21 protein-coding genes are annotated in these 26,016 nt (G+C 65.3%); 11 read left to right on the top strand and 10 right to left on the bottom strand.

Translation table 11 applies throughout. The annotated features are described in order from the left end of the window. Positions 1-43: 43 nt before the first annotated feature. The gene (locus GUY30_RS09635) at positions 44-1,081 is read right to left on the bottom strand and encodes a YhjD/YihY/BrkB family envelope integrity protein (protein WP_167196728.1); all 1,038 of its coding nucleotides are present in this window, start codon (positions 1,079-1,081) and stop codon (positions 44-46) included. Between the two features lie 126 nt (positions 1,082-1,207). Between GUY30_RS09635 and GUY30_RS09630 the strand changes: the two genes are divergently transcribed. Further along, entirely contained in the window at positions 1,208-2,029 is an 822-nt protein-coding gene (locus GUY30_RS09630; RefSeq protein ID WP_323127743.1) for a DedA family protein, read from the top strand. A gap of 17 nt (positions 2,030-2,046) precedes the next feature. Here the strand turns inward: GUY30_RS09630 and GUY30_RS09625 are convergent, their stop codons facing one another. Further along, entirely contained in the window at positions 2,047-3,090 is a 1,044-nt protein-coding gene (locus tag GUY30_RS09625) for a glutathione S-transferase family protein (RefSeq protein ID WP_167200874.1), read from the bottom strand. Between the two features lie 254 nt (positions 3,091-3,344). Further along, positions 3,345-5,153, bottom strand: a complete 1,809-nt coding sequence (locus GUY30_RS09620) for an AMP-dependent synthetase/ligase (RefSeq protein ID WP_167196725.1) — start codon at positions 5,151-5,153, stop codon at positions 3,345-3,347. Positions 5,154-5,342: 189 nt separating this feature from the next. Here GUY30_RS09620 and leuS point away from each other — a divergent pair, with 189 nt between their 5' ends. Together leuS and nadE are read left to right on the top strand one after the other, a co-directional pair. Further along, a complete protein-coding gene (gene leuS / locus GUY30_RS09615; protein ID WP_167196722.1) occupies positions 5,343-8,258 on the top strand; it encodes a leucine--tRNA ligase in 2,916 nt (971 codons plus the stop codon). A 101-nt stretch (positions 8,259-8,359) separates the two neighbouring features. Further along, positions 8,360-9,193: an NAD(+) synthase gene (gene nadE, locus GUY30_RS09610; RefSeq protein ID WP_167196719.1), complete on the top strand. Its 834-nt coding sequence runs from the start codon at positions 8,360-8,362 to the stop codon at positions 9,191-9,193. 72 nt (positions 9,194-9,265) lie between these two features. Here nadE and GUY30_RS09605 read toward each other — a convergent pair whose 3' ends face one another. Beyond that, a complete protein-coding gene (locus tag GUY30_RS09605; protein WP_101553426.1) occupies positions 9,266-9,982 on the bottom strand; it encodes a hypothetical protein in 717 nt (238 codons plus the stop codon). A gap of 95 nt (positions 9,983-10,077) precedes the next feature. Here GUY30_RS09605 and GUY30_RS09600 point away from each other — a divergent pair, with 95 nt between their 5' ends. The 5 genes from GUY30_RS09600 (at position 10,078) to holA (ending at position 16,698) form a co-directional block, all read left to right on the top strand. Next, positions 10,078-11,385 (top strand): UDP-glucose dehydrogenase family protein, encoded by a 1,308-nt coding sequence (locus tag GUY30_RS09600; RefSeq protein WP_167196717.1) that lies wholly within the window; start codon positions 10,078-10,080, stop codon positions 11,383-11,385. Next, on the top strand, positions 11,382-12,257 hold the full coding sequence (locus tag GUY30_RS09595) for a DegV family protein (protein WP_167196714.1): 876 nt from the start codon (positions 11,382-11,384) through the stop codon (positions 12,255-12,257). Before GUY30_RS09600 ends, GUY30_RS09595 begins: the two co-directional genes overlap by 4 nt. A gap of 138 nt (positions 12,258-12,395) precedes the next feature. Beyond that, on the top strand, positions 12,396-13,337 hold the full coding sequence (locus GUY30_RS09590; protein ID WP_167196711.1) for a ComEA family DNA-binding protein: 942 nt from the start codon (positions 12,396-12,398) through the stop codon (positions 13,335-13,337). A 106-nt stretch (positions 13,338-13,443) separates the two neighbouring features. Further along, positions 13,444-15,654, top strand: a complete 2,211-nt coding sequence (locus GUY30_RS09585) for a ComEC/Rec2 family competence protein (protein WP_167196708.1) — start codon at positions 13,444-13,446, stop codon at positions 15,652-15,654. Positions 15,655-15,714: 60 nt separating this feature from the next. Beyond that, a complete protein-coding gene (gene holA / locus GUY30_RS09580) occupies positions 15,715-16,698 on the top strand; it encodes a DNA polymerase III subunit delta (protein ID WP_167196705.1) in 984 nt (327 codons plus the stop codon). Positions 16,699-16,828: 130 nt separating this feature from the next. Here the strand turns inward: holA and rpsT are convergent, their stop codons facing one another. The 3 genes from rpsT to GUY30_RS09565 all read right to left on the bottom strand — a co-directional run bounded on the left by rpsT (position 16,829) and on the right by GUY30_RS09565 (position 18,781). After that, positions 16,829-17,089 (bottom strand): 30S ribosomal protein S20, encoded by a 261-nt coding sequence (rpsT, locus tag GUY30_RS09575; RefSeq protein ID WP_167196702.1) that lies wholly within the window; start codon positions 17,087-17,089, stop codon positions 16,829-16,831. A gap of 244 nt (positions 17,090-17,333) precedes the next feature. Further along, the gene (locus GUY30_RS09570; protein WP_167196699.1) at positions 17,334-17,939 is read right to left on the bottom strand and encodes a type II toxin-antitoxin system PemK/MazF family toxin; all 606 of its coding nucleotides are present in this window, start codon (positions 17,937-17,939) and stop codon (positions 17,334-17,336) included. A gap of 77 nt (positions 17,940-18,016) precedes the next feature. Next, positions 18,017-18,781, bottom strand: coding sequence for an endonuclease/exonuclease/phosphatase family protein (locus GUY30_RS09565; RefSeq protein WP_167196696.1), 765 nt, complete (start codon positions 18,779-18,781; stop codon positions 18,017-18,019). A gap of 222 nt (positions 18,782-19,003) precedes the next feature. Between GUY30_RS09565 and lepA the strand changes: the two genes are divergently transcribed. Continuing rightward, positions 19,004-20,872 (top strand): translation elongation factor 4, encoded by a 1,869-nt coding sequence (lepA, locus tag GUY30_RS09560; RefSeq protein WP_228281219.1) that lies wholly within the window; start codon positions 19,004-19,006, stop codon positions 20,870-20,872. Further along, a complete protein-coding gene (gene hemW / locus GUY30_RS09555; protein WP_167196693.1) occupies positions 20,873-22,102 on the top strand; it encodes a radical SAM family heme chaperone HemW in 1,230 nt (409 codons plus the stop codon). It abuts the gene before it with no gap. 86 nt (positions 22,103-22,188) lie between these two features. Here hemW and GUY30_RS09550 read toward each other — a convergent pair whose 3' ends face one another. The 3 genes from GUY30_RS09550 to GUY30_RS09540 form a co-directional block, all read right to left on the bottom strand. After that, positions 22,189-22,950 carry a DUF4870 domain-containing protein gene (locus GUY30_RS09550; protein ID WP_167196691.1) on the bottom strand — a complete coding sequence of 254 codons (762 nt, stop codon included), beginning with the start codon at positions 22,948-22,950 and terminating at the stop codon, positions 22,189-22,191. A gap of 67 nt (positions 22,951-23,017) precedes the next feature. Continuing rightward, the gene (locus GUY30_RS09545; RefSeq protein WP_167196688.1) at positions 23,018-23,692 is read right to left on the bottom strand and encodes a magnetosome magnetite crystal formation protein family; all 675 of its coding nucleotides are present in this window, start codon (positions 23,690-23,692) and stop codon (positions 23,018-23,020) included. 156 nt (positions 23,693-23,848) lie between these two features. Next, entirely contained in the window at positions 23,849-24,712 is an 864-nt protein-coding gene (locus tag GUY30_RS09540; protein ID WP_139908139.1) for a DUF3097 family protein, read from the bottom strand. A gap of 161 nt (positions 24,713-24,873) precedes the next feature. Between GUY30_RS09540 and hrcA the strand changes: the two genes are divergently transcribed. Further along, a complete protein-coding gene (gene hrcA, locus GUY30_RS09535; RefSeq protein WP_167196685.1) occupies positions 24,874-25,911 on the top strand; it encodes a heat-inducible transcriptional repressor HrcA in 1,038 nt (345 codons plus the stop codon). Positions 25,912-26,016: the final 105 nt, after the last annotated feature.

Raw genomic sequence — 26,016 nt, 5'->3', positions numbered from 1 at the left:
CTCGGTCAGTTATAACGGATGCGCCAACAGTCTACCGTCTCGCCTATTCGCGATCGGACCGGCGTTCATCGAACCGCTTGAAGCCCAGCAGGGTCAGCGCTACGATACCCGCGCCGGTGATGAGTGCGCCGAGGCTCTGCGCCTGCACCTTCGGTTCGACGAACCGGTATTCCGGCTCCTCTTCACGCGGCCGAGGCGGTTTCGCCGTGCCGATCCAGGCGGCGATGAACAGGATGATGCGGGCGAAGACGTTGAGCGTGAGCATGATCGCGATGATCGATCCGAACACGCCGGCGGCCTTGTTTCCGGCGAAGAGATTGACGAGCACGGTGGAGAAGTTGATGAGGATGAGGAACGCGGTCGCGCCGATGAGGGAGCCGCGGTTCTTCGCCTGTTTGTCGACCGGCCTCTCCGGCAGCATCGTGAACAGGAACCAGAAGATCATCCAGGCGGCTGCGAACGTGAGGATGACCGGAACGATGAACAGCAGGCTCGCGGCGAAGCCGGAGAGTCCGAGCAGATCGGCGATGATCGAGCGCAGGCCGGTGCCGACGACGGTGAGCGCCACGGCCAGCAGCAGGCCGATGATGAGTCCGATGAGGGTGACGACATTGCCGAGGACCTTGGCGACGAAGGACTTCTCCGGAACGGCATCGTCGAAGTCGTCGTGCAGCTGTGCCCGCACCGCGGCACCGAGGTTGCCGATGAATCCCTGCCCCGTGTAGAGACCGGTGAGAATACCGATGATTCCGACTGCCTGCCACTGCAGCAGGTAGCCTTCGAGCGTCTTCGTCAATGAGGAGTTGCCCGCGGTGAAGGTCTCGATCTGCTTCGTGACCTCGGGCAGGAGCTCTGGGCGTGCGATGTCGAGGACGAAGCCGATGCTCGCGAGGCTGACCATGGCGATGGGCATGACCGCGAGTACGAGGAAGTAGGTGATCGCGGCACCGAACTGATTGCCCAGACGCTGTCCGAAACGCTGGACGGCGCGCATGAGGTGGGCGGGCCCGGGCTTGTTGACGGCATTGTGTCCGACCTCAGCGACGGTGTTGCGCGAGGCCAGTACTTTGGCAGGTGCCACGTGTATGCTCCTTCGATGCGTTTCAGCAAGGTGCGTTCGTATTCCGGTCCGAGGTGTTCGTTTCCACACTAGCCGCTGTGAGCGTACTGTGAGCGGCAGGCCGCGCCCTTATCTAGACTTTTGACCATGCTGTTCACTGATTCGCACGCTTCAGCCGCCGATTCCGCGCCCGCTGCCACCGACGCTCTCTCCGGCGGCGTGCCTGGAGCCGGCTTGCCTGCAGGCGGAGTCCCCGCCGATGTCCTCGCAGCAGGCGGCAGTGCGGCGGAGGGCCTCAGCGGTTTCTCGGCCTGGACCGTGACGATCATGGAGACCCTGGGGCCGGTTGGTGTCGGGTTCATGGTCTTCCTCGACAACATCTTCCCTCCCATCCCCAGCGAACTCGTCCTGCCTCTGGCCGGATTCACCTCCAGCCAAGGACAGATGAACATCGTGGCCGCGATCGTCTTCGCCACGATCGGTTCGGTCGTCGGCGCAGTCCTGCTGTGGGCTCTGGGCAAGTGGATCGGCATCGAACGCATCGCCCGCATTGCGGTGAAGATGCCGCTGGTCGACGTCGATGACGTGCACAAGACCGTCGACTGGTTCGACAAGCACGGGGACAAGGCCGTGTTCTTCGGGCGGATGATCCCGATATTCAGATCGCTCATCTCCATCCCGGCCGGCATGCGGGACATGCGACTGATCAAGTTCCTGCTGCTGACCACGGCCGGCAGCACGATCTGGAATACGATCCTCATCGTCGCAGGCTTCACCCTCGGAGAGAACTGGTCGGTCGTCGAGACCTACGCCGGCTACTTCCAGAATCTCGTCATCGTCGCCGTCATCGTCTTCGTCGTCGTGTGGGTCGTGCTCAAGGTGCGCAAGCACCGACGGAAGAAGGCCGCCGGGCTCGACACGACCGAAGACGACCATATCGAGCCCGGAGAGTTCGACTCCAGAAACTGAGCCGGTTCACCCCCGCATCACTTCACCCAAGCAGATGCCGTATGAGCGGGATCGACCTCTTCACCGGGCTTGACCGGACCGGGCGCGGTTCCCTCTCCGAACGGAGACCCGCCGAACTTCGTGTCACGCCCGTGATCGCTGAGCCAGCCGGACAGATCCGGGCCCTTGGGCACGATCTGTGTCGGGTTCACATCCTGGTGGACGATGTAGTAGTGCTGTTTGATCTGCTCGAAGTCGACCGTGTCTCCGAAACCCGGGGTCTGATAGAGGTCGCGGGCGTAACCCCACAGGTTCTCGAACGCCGTGAGCGGCTGACGGTTGCACTTGAAGTGACCGAAGTAGACGGGATCGAAGCGCACGAGCGTCGTGAACAGTCGCACATCCGCCTCGGTGATGGTCTCACCCATGAGGAACCTTGACCGGCTGAGCCGATCCTCGATCGCGTCCAGAGCGGTGAACAGTCGGTCGAAGGCGGCGTCGTAGGCGTCCTGAGAGCCGGCGAAACCGCACCGGTAGACGCCGTTGTTGATCTCCGTGTAGATCAGCCGCATCACCTTCTCCATCTCCTCCCGGGATTCCTCGGGCCAGAGATTCGGGGCGCCCTCACGGTGGTAGTCGGTCCACTGCGTGGAGAAGTCCTCCGTGATCTGCGGGAAGTCGTTGGTCACGACGACTCCGGTGGGCACGTCGACGACGGCCGGCACGGTGATTCCGCGCGGATAGTCCGGGTACCGTGCGAAGAACGCCTGCTGCAGCCGTTCGATGCCGAGCACCGGATCCACTTCGCCCGGGTCGAGGTCGAACGTCCATGACCGCGCATCATGGGTGGGACCGGGCGTCCCGAGGGAGATGACGTCCTCGAGCCCGAGGAGGCGACGGACGATGATCGTCCGGTTCGCCCAGGGGCAGGCGCGGGCGGCGATGAGGCGATACCGGCCCGGTTCGACGGGCCACTGAGCGTTCGGATCGTTGAGGATGCGATCGTCGATGTAGTTCGTATCGCGGTTGAATTCCGCACCTTCGGTCACGTAGCTGGGGGTGTGATCGGTGGACTCGGACATGACGCTGCCTCCCATGGGATCGACGAGTTCGACTTCTGTCCTCAGCTTACGACGTTGAGGCAAGCCCTCGCCGAGGCGGGACGATTTTCCCGCCCCGCCGTCCTCCCGGACGGCAGGCATTCACCCTCGCCGAGGTGGGACGACGACGGCCCGGGACGGACCGTTCGAGTCCGTGCCCGGGCCGTGCCCGCACGCTGTGCTCAGCGACTGTCCGTTGTCGGCGGCGATCGACCGTCGCCGGCGGCGTGTGTGCCTCAGCCGGCGTAGAGCGCGTCGATATCGGCGGCGAAGTCCTTGTTGATGAGGTGGCGTTTGACCGACTGCTTGGCCGAGAGGTAGCCGTTGTCCTCGGTGAGTTCGATCGGCAGGATTGTGAACTTCTTGACTCCTTCGGCGCGCGAGACTGTCTTGTTCATCTGTTCGACGGCCTTGGCCACTTCGGCCTGGATCGCATCGTCCTCGGCGGCTTCGCGCAGATCCATCGGCGGCAGATCATGGTTCTTCAGCCATCCGGGCAGCATCTCCGAATCGAGGAAGATCAGAGCGGAGACGAACTTCCGATTCTCGCCGACGAGCACCGGCTGGCCGATGATCGGGTGGCGACGCAGCACATCCTCGAGCGGAGCCGGGGCGATGTTCTTGCCGCTGGAGGTCACGATGATCTCCTTCTTGCGGCCGCTGATCGTGAGGTAGCCGTCGTCATCGAGCGAACCGAGGTCACCGGTGCCGAACCAGCCGTCGTGGAACTCCTTGGCCGTGGCCTCCGGGTTGTTCCAGTACTCGCGGAAGACCGGCACGCCCTTGGCCAGGATCTCACCGTCGGGAGCGATCGCCACCGAGGCGCCCGGCAGCGGCACGCCGACGGTTCCGATCTTCGACTTCTCCGGAATGTTGACGGTGATCGGCGCCGTGGTCTCGGTGAGTCCGTAGCCTTCGAGGACGATGATGCCCAGTCCGCGGAAGAAGTGGCCGAGGTGAGAGCCGAGCGCGCCGCCTCCGGAGACCGCATGAGTGACGTTGTCGCCCATGACCGCACGCAGCTTGGAGTAGACGAGCTTGTCGAACAGGGCATGTTGGAGCTTGAGACCGGTGGGCACCTTGCCGGTGTCCAGGGCCTTCGAATACGCGACGGCGACCTGCTCGGCCTTGCGGAAGATCTTCTCCTTGCCGCCTGCCTGAGCGGTCGCCAGTGCGGAGTTGAAGACCTTCTCGAAGACGCGTGGCACACCGAGGATGAACGAGGGGCGGAAGCTGCCCATGGCGTCGGTGAGCTTCGTCAGATCCGACTGGTGGGCCAGCAGTGCACCGTTGCTGATGGCCAGGACCTCGATGAACCGGGCGAAGACGTGAGCCTGCGGCAGGAACAGCAGGCAGCGCATCTTCGTGTCCAGAACACTGGGGATCTGGTGACGTGCGGCCTGGGAGGTCTGCACGAAATTCGCATGCGTGAGCACGCAGCCCTTGGGCTTTCCGGTGGTGCCGGAGGTGTAGATGATCGTGGCCACGGACTCGGAGCCGACCTGGGATCGGGCTGCTTCGAGCTCCTCATCGCTGATGGCCTTGCCGGCCTCGGCGAGATCGGCGAAGGCGCCTTCATCCCAGACTCGCAGGGCGGGCTCTTCGCGTCCGGCGGACTTCGCCGCCGCCCGCACCCGATCGGCATGATCGCGTGAGGCGACGAGCCCACGCGTGACATCGGCGTCGGTGAGCATCCAGTTGAGCTGGCTCTCCGAAGAGGTGTCGTAGAAGGGCACGGAGATTCCGCCGGCGTACCAGATGGCGTAGTCGCTGAGTGTCCATTCATAGGAGGTGGGGCCGAAGATCGCGATCCGGTCGCCGACTCCCACGCCCAGGGCGATGAGCCCCTTCGCGGCCGCCTTGACCTCGGCGAGGAATTCGGCCGCGGTCAGTTCGTTCCAGTCATCACCGTCTGGCTTGGCGACCAGGGGGCGGCTGGGGTTCTCAGCAACTGTGCTGAGGAAGACATCGGTGGTCGACGAGGCGGTATCGACCTCGAAACCGACGACGGGTGTTGACGACTGCGGCATGGTCGTTGAGCTCATGAGTCTCCTTCGAGGACGTAAGTTACTGCTCGGTTATCTTACAGTTCGGCCGGGTCTCAGTGAAATCGATCACGTTTGCCGAGATAACCGGCGTCCGCTGACCTGTGAGCAGTCTAACCAAGTCGAATCAGGGGACGTTCAGAGTACGATGGTCAGAACCTGCTCACGTCTGTTCAGCGAAGGAAGGTAATGACGACGAACCCTGAGGAGACCGGTTTCCGCTATGACGCGGCGCTGGCCGAAGAGATCGAGAAGTCTTGGCAGCGCACATGGGAGGAATCGGGCACGTTCCACACCCCGAACCCCACCGGAGACCTCGGCGAGCTCGACTCCCAGGAGTCCCCGTCGCCCTACGGCCCGCCGGCCGACCTCAGCCAGCGCGAGTCCCTGTACATCATGGACATGTTCCCGTACCCCTCCGGTGCGGGACTGCACGTCGGCCACCCGCTGGGCTACCTCGGCACCGACGTCTACGGCCGCTACCAGCGGATGCGCGGACACAACGTCATGCACGCCCTGTCCTATGACGCCTTCGGGCTGCCCGCCGATCTCTATGCGGTGCAGACCGGTCAGCACCCGCGCATCACCACCGATGCCAATATCACGAACATGACCGAGCAGCTGCGTCGCCTGGGTCTGGCCCACGATGCGCGCCGCCGCTTCGCCACCACCGATGACTCCTTCGTCAAATGGACGCAGTGGATCTTCCTGCAGATCTTCAACTCCTGGTACGACCCCGAGGCGACCACCCCTGACGGCGAGCCCAAGGGCGCGGCTCGTCCGATCGGCACGCTCATCGAGCAGTTCGCCTCCGGTGCGCGCCTCACACCCGACGGCCGCGCCTGGTCGGATCTGAGTCCGGCCGAGCGAGAGAACGTCCTGCAGGACTTCCGCCTCGCCTACGTCTCGGAATCCCCGGTCAACTGGTGCCCCGGGCTGGGCACCGTGCTGGCCAATGAAGAGGTCACCGCCGACGGTCTGTCCGAACGCGGAAACTACCCGGTCTTCACCCGCCGGCTGCGTCAGTGGAACATGCGCATCACCGCCTACGCCGATCGCCTCATCGATGACCTCGACGCACTCGACTGGCCGCATGCGATCCATGCGATGCAGGTCAACTGGATCGGCCGGTCGAAGGGCGCCCTGCTGCGCCTGCCCGTCGCCGGTGACGACGCCTCCGACATCGAGGTCTACACGACCCGCCCGGACACCCTGTTCGGCGCCACCTACCTCGTTCTCAGCCCCGAGCACCCGCAGGTCGCCGAGCTGACCGCACAGGTCTGGGACGAGTCCACACCAGAGTCGTGGCGTGGGGGAGAGGCCACCCCCGCCGAGGCGATCGCCGCCTACCAGCGCGCCGCCGCGGCCAAGACCGACGCCGACCGGCAGCAGAGCCGGGAGAAGACCGGCATCTTCACCGGCTCCTATGCGCTCAACCCGGCCACCGGGGCGCAGATTCCGATCTTCATCGCCGACTACGTGCTCATGGGTTACGGCACTGGCGCGATCATGGCCGTGCCCGCAGAGGATGCCCGAGACTGGGACTTCGCGAAGGCCTTCGGACTGCCCTATATCCGCACCGTGCAGCCTCCGACCGACCACGATGAGGACGCTCCGTTCACCGGCACCGGCGTGATGATCAACTCGTCCAACGCCGAGATCGACATCAACGGTCTCGAGATCGACGCGGCGAAGGCCCGGGTCACCGAATGGCTGTCCGGAAAGGGACTGGCCACCGAGTCCACCCAGTACCGTCTGCGCGACTGGCTGTTCTCTCGCCAGCGCTACTGGGGCGAACCATTCCCGATCGTCTACGACGAGAACGGCACCCCCATCGCCCTGCCCGACGAGATGCTGCCCGTCCAGCTGCCCGAGGTCGACGATTTCGCACCGCGGACCTACGCACCCGACGATGCCGACAGCCGCCCCGAACCGGCGCTGAGCCGGAACCAGGAATGGACGAGCATCGAGCTCGACCTCGGTGACGGTCCGAAGACCTACCAGCGTGAGACGAACACGATGCCCAACTGGGCCGGGTCGTCGTGGTACCAGCTGCGCTACGCGGATCCGCACAATGACGAACGCCTCGTCGACTCCGCCAACGAGAAGTACTGGCTGGGACCGCGGGCCTCGAAGCCGCGCGGCGGCGCCGATCTCTACGTCGGCGGGCAGGAGCACGCCGTGCTCCACCTGCTCTATGCCCGCTTCTGGCACAAGATCCTCTTCGACCTCGGTCATATCTCCTCGTCCGAGCCGTTCCACCGTCTGGTCAACCAGGGATACATCCAGGCCTATGCCTACACCGATTCCCGAGGTGTCTACGTCCCCGCCGCCGAGGTGGAGGAGAAGACCGAATCGAACGGTGAACTGACCTTCTGGTTGGGCGGCGAGCAGGTCAACCGGGAGTACGGAAAGATCGGCAAGTCGCTGAAGAACTCCGTCATGCCCGACGAGATGTACGACGCCTTCGGCGCCGACACCTTCCGCGTCTACGAGATGTCGATGGGTCCGCTGGAACAGGACCGCCCCTGGGACACCCGCGCCGTCGTCGGTGCCCAGCGGTTCCTGCAGCGCGTGTGGCGACTCTTCGTCGATGAGACCACCGGTGAGTCCGTGGTCGCCGACGGTGAGGCCGACGCCGAATCGCTCAAGGTCCTCCACCAGGTCATCGACGGCGTGCACGAGGACATGGACCATCTGCGGTTCAACACTGCGATCTCCAAGCTCATCGTGCTCACCAACCACGCCACCAAGCAGGGCGGCGCGACCCGGGACCTCCTCGAACCGCTGACGATCATGCTCGCACCGTTCGCCCCGCACCTGGCCGAAGAGCTGTGGTCGCGTCTCGGACACGAGTCGACGGTCACCTACGCGGCGTTCCCCGAGGCGGATCCGAACCACCTCGTCGCCGAAACCGTGACCTGTGTGGTCCAGGTCAAGGGCAAGGTGCGTGCACGTCTCGAGGTGACCCCGGACATCGCGGCAGACGAGCTGGAGAAGCTGGCTCTCGAATCGCCGAACGCCGTCAAGGCCCTCGGCGGAGCCGGAGTGCGCAAGGTGATCGTGCGCGCACCGAAGCTCGTCAACATCGTTCCCGACGCCTGAGGTGACGGCGATACTTCGTCGTAACACAGCTTCTGGGAGACTGCATGGGTACGGGCGCCGGGCACTGGCGCATCGCCCCTTCGACTACGACTGGTGAGAGCATGACGAACGACAGAGTCCAGGACGAGATCCGATACGCCCTCGGCGTGCGGCCGCAGATCGACCCGGCGACGGAGATCGCCCGTCGGGTCGAGTTCCTCGTCGACTATGTGCTCACCACCGGCGTCAAAGGCCTCGTGCTCGGCATCAGCGGCGGGCAGGACTCCACCCTGGCCGGCAGGCTCTGCCAGCTGGCGGTGGAGGATCTGCGCCGTCGCGGTGCCGAGTCCGAGTTCTGGGCCGTGCGTCTGCCTCATCATGTGCAGACCGATGAGTCTGACGCTCAGGATGCTCTGTCCTTCATTGCCGCCGACCATGAGCTGGCGATCAATATCGGCGCCGCCACGGATGCGACCGCCGAGGAATACGAGAAGGCCACCGGAGAGCCGCTCACCGACTTCGGCAAGGGCAACGTCAAGGCCCGGATGCGGATGATCGCCCAGTTCGAGCTGGCAGGGGAGAAGAAGGCGCTCGTCGTCGGCACCGATCACGCCGCCGAGGCGGTCACCGGGTTCTTCACGAAGTTCGGTGACGGTGCGGCCGACGTCATCCCTCTGGCGGGTCTGAACAAACGGCAGGGACGGGAACTGCTGCGCCACCTCGGTGCTCCCGACCATCTCATCGTCAAGGTTCCGACCGCGGATCTGCTCGATGACGAACCGGGGCAGACGGACGAATCCTCGCTGGGTCTGAGCTACGACCAGATCGATGACTTCCTCGAGGGGAAGGAGATCGAGCCCGCGGCCGCCTCGGCGCTCATCGAGAAGTACCGCCGTTCGGAGCACAAACGGCGGACCCCTGTGGCTCCGACGGATACCTGGTGGATCCGGCACTGAGCCGAACAGGCGAACACGTGAATCAGGTGAGGGCCCTCAATCTCTGAGGGCCCTCACCTGTTGATCGGTACTTCAGTCGTTGAACGGCGGGGTGCCCGAGACGAGTCCGAGTTCGAGGGCCGTCTGGTTGAACTCCCACCGGGAGGAGACGAAGTCGTCGCTGAGGCGTTCGCCGCGGCTCTGGGCTTCGGTGTAGCCGCGCCAGCCGTCCTTGCGGGCATCTCCGGGGCGGATCTCACGGATGCCGGAATCATCGGGGGAGACCTGAGTCTCTTCCTTCACCCAGAGCGACAGCCCCTCGGCGGCCCGATAGAGGTTCATGAATGCGGTGTGCGAGCGCGGATTGTCGAAGCTGGCCTTCTTGAACTCGGCGCAGAAGGTGGTGAGCGGTTCGAGCTCATCGACGGCGACGGTGGCGAAGGTCGCATCCAGTCGCAGGGACTGGACGAGACCCGACGAGTCCGGGATGAGTTCGAGGATGCGGCGGGCGCGACGCTCATCGGGAAGCAGTTCGACCGCGTCCTCCACCGGGGTCAGCCCGAGCGTGTCCATCCGCCCGCGCTCGACACTGAGCTGCTGCCGCAGCGCATCGATCTGCTGCTGGGCGCGGCGCCATTCGCCGTGGAACATCAGCAGTGCGGCGATCACGCCGAGGCACAGCACGAGTCCGATGATCCAGGCTGCGGAGTGCAGTCCGGGAATGGCGAAGGCGATGATGCCGAGCACGGTGAGCACCGCAAACGTCACGGCGGCCGGTGAGTTGGTGAGGAAATCAAGGAAACGCTTCACAATTCCAAGCCTACTGTTTCAACCTCCACATATCGTGCAACCGGGTGGCATATAGTGTGGTCGAAAACGCATGCCAACTGCCAGGAGAGCTCGGTTTGAAGATTTCAGTCATCGGTTGCGGATATCTGGGCGCGGTCCATGCGGCGGCCATGGCGTCCCTGGGTCATGAGGTCACGGGAGTCGACGTCGACACCGAGAAGGTCGAGGCGCTGATGTCGGGCCGTCCGCCGTTCTTCGAACCGGGACTGAGTGAACTCCTCGTGAAGGCTCAGGAACGCGGAAAGCTCGAGTTCACCACCGACGTCTCCCGCGCCGCCGACGCCACGGTGCACTTCGTGTGCGTGGGCACCCCGCAGAAGCCGGGCGAATTCGCCGCCGATGTCACCTATGTCGATGCGGCCGTGGAATCGCTGCACCCGCACCTGACTTCGACGTCAGTGGTTGTGGGAAAGTCGACCGTTCCCGTGGGCACCGCCGAGCGTCTGGCCGGAATCATCGCCGACACCGGAGCCGCGATGATGTGGAACCCGGAGTTCCTCCGTGAAGGCCATGCCGTCGAAGACACTCTCCACCCGAACCGTCTGGTCTACGGAGTCGCCGACGGTGAGCTCGGGCAGGCTGCGGCCGCGACTCTCGACGAGGTGTACGCGTCGATCCTCGCCGACGACACCCCGCGGATGATCACGGACTTCGCGACCGCCGAGCTGGTCAAGACGGCGGCGAACTCGTTCCTGGCCACGAAGATCTCGTTCATCAATGCCATGGCCGAACTCTGCGAAGCCTCGGGCGCCGATGTCACCCAGCTCGCCGATGCGATCGGCATGGATGACCGGATCGGCCGCAAGTTCCTCAACGCCGGACTCGGCTTCGGCGGCGGCTGCCTGCCCAAGGACATCCGCGCCTTCATGGCCCGGGCCGGCGAGCTCGGCGCCGATCAGGCGGTGGCCTTCCTCAAGGAGATCGACTCGATCAACATGCGCCGGCGTGTCCGGATGGTCGACATCGCCCGCGACGCCCTGGGCGGATCGTTCATCGGCAAGAAGATCACCATCCTCGGTGCCGCTTTCAAGCCCGACAGCGACGATGTCCGTGACTCCCCGGCACTGGCCGTGGCCCGACTCATCGCCACCCAGGGCGGGCTGGTCACCGTCACCGACCCGCAGGCGATCGGCAATGCGCAGAAGTCGTTCCCCGAACTCGACTACGTCGCCGACACCGCCGAGGCGATCACCGGGGCCGAAGCCGTGCTGCTGCTGACGGAATGGCGCGAATACCGCGACCTCGACCCAGCGGCGACCGCTGAGCTCGTGACCGGGAAGGTGCTCGTCGACGGTCGCAATGTGCTCACTCCCGAACTGTGGCGTGCAGCGGGCTGGACCTACCGAGCCCTGGGCCGTCCATGAGAATCGGGCTGGTCACCGACTCCACGGCGCAGCTCTCAGCAAGCGAACGCGAAGAGCTGGGCGAGGCCACCGGCGGCCTCTTCGCCGTGGTGCCGCTGACCGTGCTCATCGGCGGAGTCGCTTTCGCCGACGGTGAGGTCGATGCCGGGCATCTGTGCGCGAAGATGACCGAGGGTGTCGAGGTCACGACCTCCATGGCCACCCCGACCCAATTCTCCGAGGCCTACGGGCGGCTGCGGGAGGACGGGGCCGATGCCATCATCGTCGTGACGATGTCCGCGGAGCTTTCCGGCACCCGCGATTCCGCGGTCGTAGCCGCAGAGGCCGAGGACATCCTCGTTGATGTCGTCGACTCGAGGACCACCTCGGCGGGATTGGCCGGGGCGCTGTCCGTGGCCGTGGCCGGGATCCGGCAGGGGCTCGACGCCGAATCGATCGCCGGAACCATCGCCGACTGGTGCGCGGCAGAGACCCGTACCGTGTTCGCCCCCGGCAACCTCGAATTCCTGCGCCGAGGCGGCCGGATCGGTGCCGCATCATCGCTGCTTGGCAGGGCCCTGCAGATCGTTCCCGTGCTCGGCCTCAACGCCGGAGTCGTCGTTCCGCTCGCTCGGGTGCGCACTCGCGCGAAAGCGCTGGAGAAGCTCGTCACTCTCGCCGTTCAGGCCGCCGCCGAGGTGGCCGACCCGGAGGACACCGTGCACGTGGAGGTGCAGAACGCCGAAGGGGAGATGGATGCAGCCGACGCCGAGCTGCTGAGCTCACGGCTCCGCGAACTCGGATTCGAGCCCTCGTTCAGGACGCTGTCGACGATCATCACCGCGCATGTGGGGCCCGGCACGGTCGGAGTGACTGTGCAGACGAAACCCTGACTCACACACCCGGGCCTGCACCCGGGCCTGGGGACGATCGTGTGACTTGACCCCTGGAGCCTGTGGACGCAGAAGGCCTGTCCACAGGCTCGGTCTCTGTCATAGCCCAGTCGTGACTCCAGTCCCTACCCTCGGACCATGGCTGTGTCTCCGGATGATCGTTTCGCCGGCCTCCTGGGCGCCAGCGCCGAGCGCGGCGGTTGGGTGCCGGGCGACATCTATACCGCAGATACCGCCGGTGACGAGGAACCCGTCGAACCCCGCCGAGTGCGGCTGCCCGTGCTCGCGGCGCTCGGCATCGCCACGGTCGGCATCCTCGTTCTCGCCTTCTTCCTCTTCCGGCCCACGCCGCAGCAGACGCCGGGCACCAGCGGCAGCGACGGCGGTCAAGTCCCCGCCGCCGGTCCATCGTCGGCTGCGACCGAGGGCGGGGCCGAACCGGGGGAGACGGGTGCGAAACCTGCCGCAGGGGCGGTGGGAACAGCCGAGGGCAAGGAAGGAGCCGCCTCGGCGAAGGGTGCCGAGGCGAACGGGAAGGTGATCGTCCATATCACCGGGGCGGTGAACGATCCCTCTGTGGTCACCTTGAAAGCGGGAGCCCGAGTCCAAGACGCCGTCGAAGCCGCCGGCGGACTCAGCCCCGGCGCCGACGGCGAAGCGGTGAATCTGGCGCGCGTGCTCGCCGACGGTGAGCAGATCCATATCCCGCAGGAGGGAGAAGAACCACCCGGAGGCGCAGGTAGCGGGGCGGACGGAACCGGTCAAAGTGGGACTGGGCCGGGTGGCGGTTCGGGCGGAGCCGGGGGAGCAGCGGCAGGAGGGGCCGGCAACGGTTCTACGGGAACCGGCGACGCATCTGCCGGGGCGAACGGCGGGGCACCCGGGGCCGAAAAGGTCGATCTCAATACCGCCGATGCCACCACCCTGGAGACCCTGCCCGGAGTCGGCCCTGTCACGGCAGAGGCGATCATCAGCCACCGCAGCCAGCAGCCCTTCGCCAGTGTCGAGGACCTGCTGCTCGTCAAAGGCATCGGACCGAAGACCTTCGAAAGTCTCAAAGACCTTGTCACCGTCGGCTGACCCGGAGCGTCCGAATTCGCTCCCGCGTACGCGACGATCTGGGCAACGGAGGTGGGAGCGAAGCCGCAGCGCACTGCGGAGGAGGTCCGGGTCCGTAATTGCTTGGGTGCGGGCACAGGCGGCACTGTGGCCGGGCTCCGTGCGTCTCCTCTGCTGTGCGACCGGACTCTGGGCCTGCGCGCTCCTGTCACCGGAACCGTGGGCGCTGTTCGGCATCCCTGTGCTCGGAATCGTCGGGATCGTCGTCCTGCGACGGTACCACCACCTCGGTGTCGGAATCCTCGTCTTCACCTGCCTGCTGGCGATCCAGATCACCGCCCTGGCCGCCGCCCACGGGCCGGACGCAGAGGCCGAAACCACTGGGCTCGTCGTCGGCCACAGCGAACCCGGGGCGTCCGGATGGACGCGACTGACATTGGTCACCCGTACCGGGTTCACCCACGTGCTCAGTCCCGAAACCGTCGCGGACGGAGCCCGGGTGCGGATGCACACGGCGCGCCTCGACGACATCCGCTCCACCGAGGCGGCCCCACACGTGCTGGCCGAACCGAATCGGCTGTGGCGGTGGCGTGAAACGTTGCGCACGGAACTGCAGGTTGACTCGCTGGCCGCCGGCAACGACGGCGGCCGATTGCTGCCCGGACTCGTCGTCGGCGACACCTCACCGCAGGACGACCGGATGGTCGATGACATGCGCGTCGTCTCCCTCACCCATGTCTCGGCCGTGTCGGGCAGCAATGTCACGATCGTCAGCCTCGGTGCCGGACTGCTCGCCGGAGCCTGCCGAGCCGGACCGCGACTGCGCGTGAGCGTCGGGGTGCTCACCTGCCTCGGCTACGTCTTCATCGTCGGGTTCGAACCCAGCGCCATCCGCGCCGCCGGAATGGCGATCGCCGCGGCACTCGTGTTCCTGCGCGGCGGCGGGATCTCGCCGGTCGCGGTCATGTGCTCGACGGCGAGCCTGCTTCTCGCCTTCGTCCCCGTCCTGGCCACCTCGGTGGGGTTCGTCCTGTCCGTGGTCTCCACGGCCGCGATCATGTTCGTCGTCCCGATCCTGCTGCGCCGCCTCGCCGTGCACCTGCCGCTGGCGCCCACGGTGCTCGTCACCGCGCTCATCGTCCCCTTCGTCGCCCAACTGGCGTGCACCCCGGTTCTCGTGGCGATCGATCCGCGGATCGGACTCTGGTCGGTGGCCGCGAACGCCCTTGCCGCGCCCGCGGTCATGCCGGCGACGGTGGCAGGATTCCTCAGCCTCGTGACCACCGGCATCGGGACGACCGGACTGCCGGGAGCAGACTTCGCCTCGGCTCTGTTGGCCTGGGTCGGGTGCTTCCCTGCGTGGTGGATCGTCCTCGTCGCCCGATTCTGTGCTGCACTGCCGGGAGCAGCACTGGACTGGCCGGTGCCGCCGGTCGGAACGATGCTGGCACTCGGGCTGCTGGTCCTTGCCGTGGCCGGAACATGGATGCTCGTGCGCCGGCGGCTCTGGGGTCTGCCCGTCCTCGTTCTGTGCTGCCTGCTCACCGCCGCCGTCATCGTTTCGGTGAGGTCGAAGCCGCCGGCCGCGGATTGGTTGGTTCTCGTCTGCGATGTCGGTCAGGGGTCGGCCGCGGTGATCAACCTCGGGGGCGGTCGCGGTCTCGTCGTCGACACGGGGCGCGAGCCGAAACCCATCGACACCTGCCTCGACTCATCCGGGATCGAAGAGTTCGATCTGCTCATCTCCCACTTCGATGCCGACCACTTCGCCGGTTACGCGGGCACGACGTGGGGGCGCAGGGTCGACCGTCTGTACGTCTCCGCGAATGTCGCTGCCTCGCCCGAATCAGAGCGCGTGAGCGCTGACACCGGCGCCGAGGTGGTCCCCACCCACCGTGGCCAGACGCTCGACTTCGACTCGGCCAGTCTTGAGGTGCTGTGGCCTCCGGTGCGGTCGGTGCCCGCGGCGGAGGATGAAGAGCTGCGCAACGACGACTCCCTGGTGGTGCGGGTCGAGCAGGAGCGGCTGAGCACCCTGCTGCCCGGCGACGTCGGAGCCGAGGAGCAGTACGTGCTGGCCCAGCAGGTCCAGCAGGTCGATGTGCTCGTCGCGCCGCACCACGGCTCCTCCGACCTGGCACCCGAATTCTTCGCCGCCGCGGCACCCGGTCTCGGTGTCGTCTCTGTGGGGGAGAACAGCTATGGACATCCGAGCGAGAAGTCTCTGCGGGCCTTCGGCCCCGTGCCCGTGCTGCGCACCGATCGCTGCGGTTCGGTCGCTCTCTACGCGCAGAGTCGCTTCAGCACCGGACACGACTGTCTTGAGGACAAGGGGTGAGCCCGTGAGTGAGGGTCCGTCATGTCGGTCGTGTCGGACGGCCGCGATAGGCTGGGGTCCATGGCAGTGAAGAAGACCCTGATCCCGTGGAGCTCGGCGAAACCGGCCCCTGTCGTCATGATCTCCGGTGGCGAATCGGTGCTCGTGCGCATGGCTAAGGACCGCATCGTATCGGCTGCACGGAAGCAGGATCCCGAGGAGATCGAGTTCGATGCTGCCGGATACCAGGCCGGTGAGCTGGCGATGGCGGCGTCACCGTCCTTGTTCTCCTCCTCGAAGCTCATCGTCGTCGATGCCGTCGAGAAGTGCTCGGAAGATTTCCTCAACGACGCGCTGGCTTATCTCGATGCCCCGAACGATGACGCCGTCGTGGTGCTGCTGCACGCCGGCGGCAACCGGGGAGCGAAACTCGTCAAGAAGATCGACTCCGCAGGCTTCCCGCGCATCGACGCGGCGGTGCTGAAGAACGAAAGCGATCGGGCGAAGTTCGCGCAGACCCGTTTCAAGACAGCGAAGCGGCGCATCGACGAAGCGGGAATGGCTGCGCTCATGTCCGCGCTGGGCTCCGACCTTGCCGAACTCAATGCCGGGGTCGACCAGCTCATCGAAGACACCGAAGGCACGATCACCGCTGAGGTCGTCGACCAGTACTACGGCGGCCGGGTCGAGGCCACCGGCTTCAAGGTCGCCGATGCGGCAGTTGCCGGGGATGCGAAGAACGCGCTCAGTCTGCTCCGGCATGCGCTGTCGACCGGGTCCGATCCGGTCCCGCTGGTGGCGGCCGTGGCGATGAAGCTGCGCGGCATGGCGAAGGTGCAGGGATTCTCCGGCACCAGCGTAGAGCTGGCCTCGGAGCTGAAGATGGCGCCATGGCAGGTCGACCGTGCCCGCCGGGAAGTGCGGCGGTGGAATGAGGTGGCGCTGGGCCAGTCGCTCATCGCCGCGGCCGAAGCCGATGCGGCCGTCAAGGGCGGCGGACGCGACCCCGTCTATGCGGTCGAGTGGTTCGTCTCCGAAGTAGCCCGCCTAGCCCGCCAACGCTAATTGCTACCTGACGGCGGCCCAGCAACCTCGCGCGAGGTTGCTGGGCCGCCGTCAGGTAGCAATAAGGGAAGAGAACGGGGTCCGAACCATGTGGTTCGGACCCCGTGCAGCTATAGCCTCAGTCGTTGACTCAGAGAGCGTTGATCTGCGTGGCCAGGCGCGACTTGCGGTTCGCAGCGTTGTTCTTGTGCAGAACACCCTTCGAAACAGCCTTGTCGAGCTTGCGGGCAGCCACAGCATAAGACTGCTGTGCCTCTTCCTTGTTGCCGGCAGCAATGTTCTCGCGAACGACGCGGACGTAGGACCGAACTTCGGACCGGACAGCCTTGTTGCGCTGACGAGCCTTCTCGTTGGTCTTGTTCCGCTTGATCTGGGACTTGATATTAGCCAATTTCAACACTCTTCCGTGTTAGTGGTACATGGTCGTGAGGGCGCATCGAACCGACATGATCATCTCCGCGGGGAAACACATCGACGACATCGAATCCGACGGCATCTTCACCCGACCTCGGCGAGACACACGCCTTGATGAAGACACAATCACCTATGATACAGCCTCGGGTCGCGGGCTGGAAATCCCGTGCAGCCCCGTCGCGCAGTGCACACAAGGGTCCGTCCGGGCTGTCAGGCGGGTCTCAGCTGGAGATGTGCTCGGCAACGCGGTCGAAAACGTCGCGGGGGATGACCGCACCTTCCCGGCGGATCGAATCCGGGTCGAGGCGGATGATCCGATCAAGGCGGAGTTCAGAAGGCCTTCTCTGCGAATCCCAGTCCCCGGTGCCGATGTTCATCCACTTGGCGTGCCGGTCCTCGCGGACCTCGCCGACGCCGCCGGGGATGTGATCCTTGCTCGTGAGCATGAGCGCGAGCACCCACCTGCCGTCACGGCCGACGACCAGCGACGGGCGATCCTTTCCCTGTGAGTGGTCCTCCTCGAAGGGGACCCACCCCCAGACGACCTCGCCCGGATCGGCATCGCCGTCGAGATCGGGGGCGTAGCTGACCTTGATCGACCCCGTGAAATCACCGGGGTACGAACCCGAACCGCCTGAGCCGGCACGGTCATCAGGCCTCGCCGAGGTGGCACCTCCACCGCCCGACCGCGGAGGATCCTGCCGGCGGGCATCCGTGGGCTGCGAGGAGCCTCCGGAGTTCTTCTTCGACTGCGACTGTCGCAGGTAGCGCAGCCCCTCACGGACTCCGATTCTCGCGGCCCGATTGACCAGTGATTTCCAATTCATATGTCCAGCCTAAACGAGTCGACTGCCGCAGGTCGCGCAGAACAGCGAACCGACGCAGACATATGAAACCGACACGGTCATGTGAAATCGAGGACAGCCTCGACTGGGAAATGGTCGGAAGGGTACTTCCCATCGACGGCGAACGTGTCGATGCGAGTCGACACAGTGCGCAGGCCCGGGGTGGTGAGGATCCAGTCGATGCGCGGTTCGCCCGCCTTCGGACCCTTGTACCGGTGGAAGGTGCCGATGTCCTCCCCGGGCACCTCGACGGCGGTGTCGGTGAGGTCGAGCTCGGAGCAGAAGAAGTCGTAGACCGGGGAACCGGTGGCGACGTTGAAGTCACCGGTGACCACGCAGGGGTGGGCCGCCTCGGCGATGGTGTCGGCCATGATCCGAGCTGATTCGACACGTGCGCGCTCGGATCTGTGATCGAGGTGGGTGTTGAGCACGCGCAGCCGTCGGTCGGAGGTGAGGTCGCGGACGTCGACCGTCGTCAGGGTGCGCGCATGGGAGACTCCCCACGACTCCGAGGCCACGGTGTCGGGCTGTTCCGAGAGCCAGCTGATGTCGACGGCTTCGACCTCGAAGCGCTGCGAATCGAGGATCACGGCTGTGAACTCGCCGGAATTGCCACCGGAGTGCCCCTCGCCGAGCCAGATGTATTCCTCGGGCAGCAGGCCGATGAGCGTCTCGAGCTGGTCGAGCTCGCCCTCCTGCGTGCCGATGAGGTGGGGATGGGCTCGCCGGATGAGCTCGGCGGCGATCGGCAGCCGCTCGTCGACTGGATGACCGTCCATGGCGGGATAGCGGAGATTGAAGCTCATCACTTTGAATTCGCTCATGACACCATCTTCCCCGATCGACGGCATTCCGTGCGAGGGGCGGGAACAGTCGTCGCGGCCTGTCTGCGGCACCTCTCGGAGGGAGGTCAATCGCAAAGAACACGTTCGTTCAGAGCCTGTACAGCGCCAGCACACCCGCGGATTCCAGGTCCGTGCGCAAGTCATGAAACAATGGGGGATCCGGTCTGTCTGGGGACCTGGTCTGTCAAAGGAAGGGCGTTCATGTCACCTCAGGTGAATAAGGAAGCTTCAAAGCGGATTTCACCGTCTGCCACCTCACCCGAGCTGATTCGCAATTTCTGCATCATCGCTCATATCGACCACGGCAAGTCGACCCTGGCCGACCGCATGCTCCAGATGACCGGCGTCGTCGAGAACCGCGATATGCGTGCCCAGTACCTCGACCGGATGGACATCGAACGCGAACGCGGAATCACCATCAAATCCCAGGCCGTGCGCATGCCGTGGGAACACGAGGAGACTCCGTACGCACTCAACATGATCGACACACCCGGCCACGTCGACTTCAGCTATGAGGTCTCGCGGTCGCTGGCCGCCTGTGAAGGCGCCCTGCTGCTCGTCGACTCCGCTCAGGGCATCGAAGCCCAGACTCTGGCCAACCTGTACCTGGCCATGGAGAACGATCTGACGATCATCCCCGTGCTCAACAAGATCGACCTGCCGGCCGCGCAGCCGGAGAAATACGCGGAAGAGCTCGCCAACCTCATCGGCTGCGAACCCGAGGACTGCCTGCTCGTGTCCGGCAAGACCGGCGAAGGCGTCGAGGAGGTCCTCGACCGCATCATCACCGATATTCCCGCACCCGTCGGCGACGCCGACGCGCCAGCGCGCGCGATGATCTTCGACTCCGTCTACGACACCTACCGCGGTGTGGTCACCTATGTCCGCGTCATCGACGGTTCGCTGGCCCCACGTGAGAAGATCGAGATGATGTCGACCGGCACCACTCATGAGCTGCTGGAGATCGGCGCCTCCATGCCCGAACCCAAAGCGACGAAGGGATTGGGCGTCGGCGAGGTCGGCTACCTCATCACCGGTGTCAAGGACGTGCGACTGTCGAAGGTCGGCGACACCGTCACCGCGGCCGCGGGTCCCGCGTCCGAGCCGCTCGGCGGCTACCGCGAACCCAAGCCGATGGTGTTCTCCGGTCTCTTCCCGATCGACGGCTCCGACTACCCGGTGCTCCGTGACGCCCTCGACAAACTCAAACTCAACGACGCCTCCCTGGCGTACGAACCCGAGACCTCGACGGCTCTGGGCTTCGGCTTCCGCTGCGGATTCCTCGGCCTGCTCCACCTCGAAGTGCTGCGTGACCGGCTGGAACGTGAATTCGATCTCGACCTCATCTCCACGGCCCCGTCCGTGATCTACGACGTGACCATGGAAGACGGTACGGAGACCGTGGTGACGAACCCGAGCGAATACCCGACGGGCAAGATCAAGGAAGTCCGCGAACCGATGGTGCAGGCGACCATCCTCACCCCCAGCGACTACATCGGTGCGGTGATGGAGCTGTGCCAGGACCGCCGCGGCAAACTCCAGGGCATGGACTACCTGTCCTCGGACCGTGTGGAGATCCGCTACCGCCTGCCACTGGCCGAGATCGTCTTCGACTTCTTCGATCAGCTGAAATCCCGAACCAAGGGCTACGCCTCCCTCGACTATTCCGACGACGGCCAGGACGCCTCCGACCTCGTCAAGGTCGACATCCTGCTGCACGGCGACCAGGTCGACGCGTTCTCCGCGATAGTCCACCGCGACAACGCCTACTCCTACGGGGTGGCGATGGCCGGGAAGCTGCGCAAGCTCATCCCGCGCCAGCAGTTCGAGGTGCCCATCCAGGCGGCCATCGGCTCGCGCATCATCGCCCGTGAGACCATCCGCGCCATCCGCAAGGACGTGCTGTCGAAGTGCTACGGCGGCGACATCAGCCGTAAGCGCAAGCTGCTCGAGAAGCAGAAGGAAGGCAAGAAGCGGATGAAGATGGTCGGCACCGTGGAGGTTCCGCAGGAGGCGTTCATCGCGGCCTTGTCCTCCGATGAGCCGGAGACGAAGGACAGCAAGAAGTAAGTGCCCGCACAACCGACCGGTGAGGTCCCTCCGCGCGACGGTTCCCTGCCGACATCGGCAGGGATCGGCTCCGCCGGGCGGGGGCTGAGTCTCTACGTCCACGTCCCGTACTGCCGGGTCCGCTGCGGCTATTGCGACTTCAACACCTACACCGCCGACGACCTCGGCCCGGGCGCTTCCCGCGAGGACTACCGCGGCAATCTCGCCCGTGAGCTGGATCTGTCCGTGTCCACCCTCGCCGAGGCGGGGGCGGGCGACCGTGAGGTCTCGACGATCTTCTTCGGCGGGGGCACCCCGACGCTGCTCGCCGCGGATGTGCTCGCCGGGGTGATGGACGAAATCCGTGCCCGATACTCCCTGGCCGAAAACGTCGAAGTCACCACCGAAGCCAACCCCGACACCTTGGACCCCGCGTATATCGAGACCCTCGCCGGGTCCGGTTTCAACCGCATCTCCATGGGCATGCAGTCGGCCGTGCCGCATGTGCTCGCGACCTTGGACCGCACTCACGATCCGGAGAAGATCCCCGAGGTGGCCCGGTGGGTCAAGGAGGCGGGCCTCGAACTCAGCCTCGACCTCATCTACGGCACCCCGGGGGAGTCGATCGACGATTGGAGACGCTCTCTCGACGTGGCCCTGTCCAACGAGGTCGACCACATCTCGGCCTACTCCCTCATCGTCGAGCCGGGAACGAAGATGGGCGCGATGGTCCGCCGCGGCGAACTGCCGATGCCCGATGAGGACGACCTGGCTGACAAGTACGAGATCGCTGACGCCGCGATCTCGTCCGCCGGCCTGCACTGGTATGAAGTGAGCAATTGGTCGACCGGTCCCGATACGCGCTGTGAGCACAATATGGCGTACTGGCGCAATGCGGACTGGTGGGGTTTCGGACCCGGTGCGCACTCACATGTCGGGGGAGTCCGGTTCTGGAACGCCAAGCACCCGCGCGCCTGGGCCGACCGACTGATGGCGGGGGAGTCCCCGTCGATCGGTCGTGAGGTCCTCGACGACCAGACCCGGGAGGTCGAACGGATCATGCTCGCCGCCCGCATCGACCGAGAGCTGCGACTGGACTCTCTGGCACCAGGCAGCCAGCAGGCGATCAGAACATTCATCAAGCAGGGACTGCTCGCCGCCGATGGTGCGGAGGCAGGCTGGTTCCAGCCGACCCTGCCGGGACGCCTTATGGCCGACTATATGGTGCGCATCCTCACCGAATACGTGTGAATGAGTCTCGCCCCGCCACCCGAATCGGGCGGCGGGGCGAGCTGTTCGGCGAATCTGCTGACGAGAGATTCTCGGAGACCGTCAGATCACTTGACCCAGTTCGGAGTCATCGGGATTCGGTAGCCCTCACCGCGATTGGCTGCCGTTCCGGCGATGATCTCGATGACGATCATGTAGATCGAGAGCACCGGCAGGAGCAGGAGGATGAGCAGTCCGATGCCGACGATCGAGAGGATTCCACCGATCAGTCCGATGCCGAACCCGGCGATGACGCCGATGATCAGCAGGTTGAGCGACTGCGCACCATGATGGCGGAGGAACGGCGACTTGTCCTTGTTGATGATGAAGAGGATGAGCGTGACGATCCAGCCGACACCGACCACGTAGGTGGCGGCGTGGGCGAGGTGTGACCACAGCGCGGTCGTCCGTTCGCTCTGATCCGCGTTCCAGAATCCGAGTGAGTTCGGACCATAGGCTGCGTCCGGCAGTTCGGCTCCCATGGGCACACCTGCGGCAGCTGACTGCGCCGAGGATGCTCCCTGGAAACCGTATCCCGGCTGCGGCTGACCCTGGGGAGCGCCGTAGGGCTGTTGGGAACCGTAACCGGGCTGACTGCCATACGCCTGCTGGGAACCGTAACCGGGCTGCGAGCCCTGCTGAGGGTTCTGAGGCTGCGAACCGTACCCCGGATTCTGCTGGGAGCCGTACCGGGGCTGGCTGCCCTGGTGAGGCTGCGAACCCTGTTGCGGCTGCTGAGTGTAGGGCTGCTGCGAGCCCGACTGCGGCGAATAGTTCGGAGGCATCGGCTGTGACTGTCCGTTGTTCGGCTGCTGCGGGTTGTCCGACATGAGAGTCCCTTCAGAGATTGCGATCACTCCACACTAACCCAGTGTGTGCGGGGTGATGGGGAGATGGTCACTTGACGAAGTTGATGGTGAGCGGGAACTTGTAGCCCTCGCCCTTGTTCGCTGCGACGGCAGCGATGATATAGAAGACGCAGTAGACGATCGGGACGATGGCGGCTGCATACACGATGAAGAGGCCGAACCCGAAGGTCACCAAGGCCAGCATGAAACCGAGGATCATGAAAACGAAGATGGCCGCAGAAGTGACGATCGTGTTCGTGATCATCGCGTTGAGTCCCTGACGCGAATGCTCCCGGACGAACGGAGATTCATCCTTCTTCACGAGGAACATGATGAGCGGCATGAACCCGAAGATCAGCGATCCGAGGTGGGTCCACATGGCCGTGTTCCGGTCGGGTTCGTGCGCCATCCAGAACTGCTCGGAGCCGGGCCCGTAGGCCCGCTCGGGCAGAGAGCGTGAGTCGAACATCGCAGGATTGTGCATCTGAGGCATGCCGTAGCCGGGCTGAGCGCCATATCCGGGCTGCCCGGCGTAATTCTGCTGCCCGCCGTATGCCTGCTGAGACCCGTACCCGGGCTGCGCGCCGTACCCCGGCTGACCACCGTGCGTGCGCGGCTGAGAGTACTGCTGGTTCTGCGGCGCGTAGGGCTGCTGCGGACCCGAAGCCTGAGAATAGTTCGGCGGCATCGGTCGGCTGCCGGGCTGTTCGGGGTGATGCGACATGGGGATCCTTTCGACACGTGCTTGCCATTCACACTAGCCGAGCGACGTGTCTCGGGGATGTCGGGAAAGCCTCACTCCTGTGACAGATTCGCCACAAGCTTCGCCACAAGCAGCCTGCGCCGATCTGACGGAAAGATGCCGACCCGGCTGAGTCAGTCAGCCGACGGTGACGAAGTCGATGAGCTCCTCGACCCGCCCCGACAGCGTCGGCTCGACATCGGCGATGGTGCTGACCTTCCCGAGGATGCGCACCCATCCGCGAGCGACATCCCGATGGTCGGCATGCGGCCATCCGATGCGACGGAGGATTCCCGTCTTCCAATCCTCACCGCGAGGGACGACCGGCCATTCGCGGATGCCGACGACATGGGGCTTCACCGCCTGCCAGATGTCGACGTAGGGATGACCGATGATGTGGACGACGTCGCGGTAGCGCGGATCGGCGCGGACCGCCTCGGCGATCTTCGATTCCTTCGTCCCGCTCACCAGATGGTCGGCGAGGACGCCGACGCGATGGTCCCGATCCGGACCGAAGGCCTCGAGCTTGTCGGCGACATCATCGAGACCGCCCAAGGGTTCGACGACGACGCCTTCGATGCGCAGATCATCGCCCCAGATCTTCTCGACGAGTTCGGCATCGTGCTTGCCCTCGACCCAGATCCGCGAGCCGCGGGCCACTCGAGCCTTCGCACCGACCACGGCGCGAGAGCCCGAAGCCGTCCGCCCGGGCTGCTGCGCCTTCTTCTTCGGCAGCTGCACATCGACGGGCTGCCCCTCGAGGAGGAAGCCCGGTCCCAGCGGAAAGGCGCGGACCTTGCCGACGCGGTCCTCGAGCTTGACGACGACACCGGCCGTGGTCTTCTCCGCGCCGACGACGGCACCGACATAGCCGCTCATCGCATCCTCGAGAACCATGCCCAGGCCGAGCTCGACCTGACGGGACTTCTTCGGACGGTGCGACGACGGCGAGGAACCGGAGAGCACATCAGGGCCGTAACGATCAAAAGCATTCACGGGCACCCACCATAATCAAGGTCGGCCGCGCAGGCGCGCAGACCCGCAGGCCACCCCCAGAAATGAATTCCGGGAACGAGAAGCGTAGAATTGGCACTCAGACTCAAGGAGTGCCAAACACAGGCACGAGACCGCGATCGGCCAGCGACACGGAGAGGAGGCCCGCGATGAACGACAGCAGACGAGCACAGGTGCTGCGCGCCATCGTCGAGGACTTCGTCGCCACCAACGAACCCGTGGGATCGAAAGCCATCGTGCAGCGCCACACCCTCGGCGTCTCTCCTGCCACGATCCGCAACGACATGGCCCAGCTCGAGCAAGAGGGGTACATCGCCCAACCCCACACCTCCGCAGGCCGGATTCCCACCGACCTCGGCTACCGGATGTTCGTCGACCGCATCGACGAATTCAAACCGCTGACCACCGCCGAACGTCGCGCGATCTTCCAGCTCATCGACGGCGATGTTGACCTCGACGAGATGCTCGACCGCACGGTCCGCGTCCTCTCCGGTCTCACCCGACAGGTGGCGCTCATCCAATATCCCACGGTGTCGCGGGCGCGCATCAAACACATCGAGATCGTCGGCCTCGGCCCCGGGCGGATCCTCGTCGTCCTCATCACCGACGCCGGTCAGGTCGAACAGAAGTCCGTGATCGCCCCGAGCCCGCTCGACGAAGACGCCGTCCGCGGTCTGCGCGACCAGATCAACGCCGAATTCGCCGGGCGCACGCTCGCGCAGGTCTTCGGATCGAGCCCCGCCGAGGCGGCCGCCCCTGAACCGACCGAGCCGAGCAGTCGTGACGACTCCGGTCTGACGCAGGTCAGGGCCGCTGTCGTCGACCTCGTCGCCGCCACCCGCGAAGAGCGCATCATCATGGCCGGGACCGCGAACCTCGCCCGCTCCGGAAGCGAATTCGGAGAGAAGATGGCCCCGATCCTCGAAGCTTTCGAAGAGCAGGTGGTCCTGCTCAAGCTGCTCACCTCGATGGCCGAAGACCACGAGGGGATCAGCGTGCGCATCGGGCGTGAGAATACTCACGAATCATTCAGTTCGACTTCCGTCGTCGCCGCCGAATATGGTCATGACGCGGGTTCGTCGGCCAGACTGGCAGTGCTCGGTCCGACCCGGATGGACTATCCGACGACCATCTCGGCAGTCCGTGCCGTCGCCAAATACGTGTCCTCGATCCTCGACCGAGGGTAGGGCCGCGGCAGTGACGACGACCAGGGGCGCCTGCAGACGGGCAGCACGACACTGGTGAGCACCGCGCAGCAGCGCAGCCACCACCACGAACAGAGAAGACCACTA

Origin of the sequence: Brevibacterium pigmentatum (genome assembly GCF_011617465.1) — a bacterium.
GTDB lineage: Bacteria > Actinomycetota > Actinomycetes > Actinomycetales > Brevibacteriaceae > Brevibacterium > Brevibacterium pigmentatum.
The sequence above is the reverse complement of the archived record's forward strand: the minus strand, read 5'-3'. Positions and strand labels throughout refer to the sequence as shown.

Bases quoted from the DNA above. Each gene is read 5' to 3' on its own strand.
- GUY30_RS09630 (WP_323127743.1), top strand. From the start codon at position 1,208: ATGCTGTTCACTGATTCGCACGCTTCAGCCGCCGATTCCGCGCCCGCT.
- GUY30_RS09625 (WP_167200874.1), bottom strand. From the start codon at position 3,090: ATGTCCGAGTCCACCGATCACACCCCCAGCTACGTGACCGAAGGTGCG.
- GUY30_RS09620 (WP_167196725.1), bottom strand. From the start codon at position 5,153: ATGAGCTCAACGACCATGCCGCAGTCGTCAACACCCGTCGTCGGTTTC.
- leuS (WP_167196722.1), top strand. From the start codon at position 5,343: ATGACGACGAACCCTGAGGAGACCGGTTTCCGCTATGACGCGGCGCTG.
- nadE (WP_167196719.1), top strand. From the start codon at position 8,360: ATGACGAACGACAGAGTCCAGGACGAGATCCGATACGCCCTCGGCGTG.
- GUY30_RS09595 (WP_167196714.1), top strand. From the start codon at position 11,382: ATGAGAATCGGGCTGGTCACCGACTCCACGGCGCAGCTCTCAGCAAGC.
- GUY30_RS09590 (WP_167196711.1), top strand. From the start codon at position 12,396: ATGGCTGTGTCTCCGGATGATCGTTTCGCCGGCCTCCTGGGCGCCAGC.
- holA (WP_167196705.1), top strand. From the start codon at position 15,715: ATGGCAGTGAAGAAGACCCTGATCCCGTGGAGCTCGGCGAAACCGGCC.
- GUY30_RS09570 (WP_167196699.1), bottom strand. From the start codon at position 17,939: ATGAATTGGAAATCACTGGTCAATCGGGCCGCGAGAATCGGAGTCCGT.
- GUY30_RS09565 (WP_167196696.1), bottom strand. From the start codon at position 18,781: ATGAGCGAATTCAAAGTGATGAGCTTCAATCTCCGCTATCCCGCCATG.
- lepA (WP_228281219.1), top strand. From the start codon at position 19,004: ATGTCACCTCAGGTGAATAAGGAAGCTTCAAAGCGGATTTCACCGTCT.
- GUY30_RS09550 (WP_167196691.1), bottom strand. From the start codon at position 22,950: ATGTCGGACAACCCGCAGCAGCCGAACAACGGACAGTCACAGCCGATG.
- GUY30_RS09545 (WP_167196688.1), bottom strand. From the start codon at position 23,692: ATGTCGCATCACCCCGAACAGCCCGGCAGCCGACCGATGCCGCCGAAC.
- hrcA (WP_167196685.1), top strand. From the start codon at position 24,874: ATGAACGACAGCAGACGAGCACAGGTGCTGCGCGCCATCGTCGAGGAC.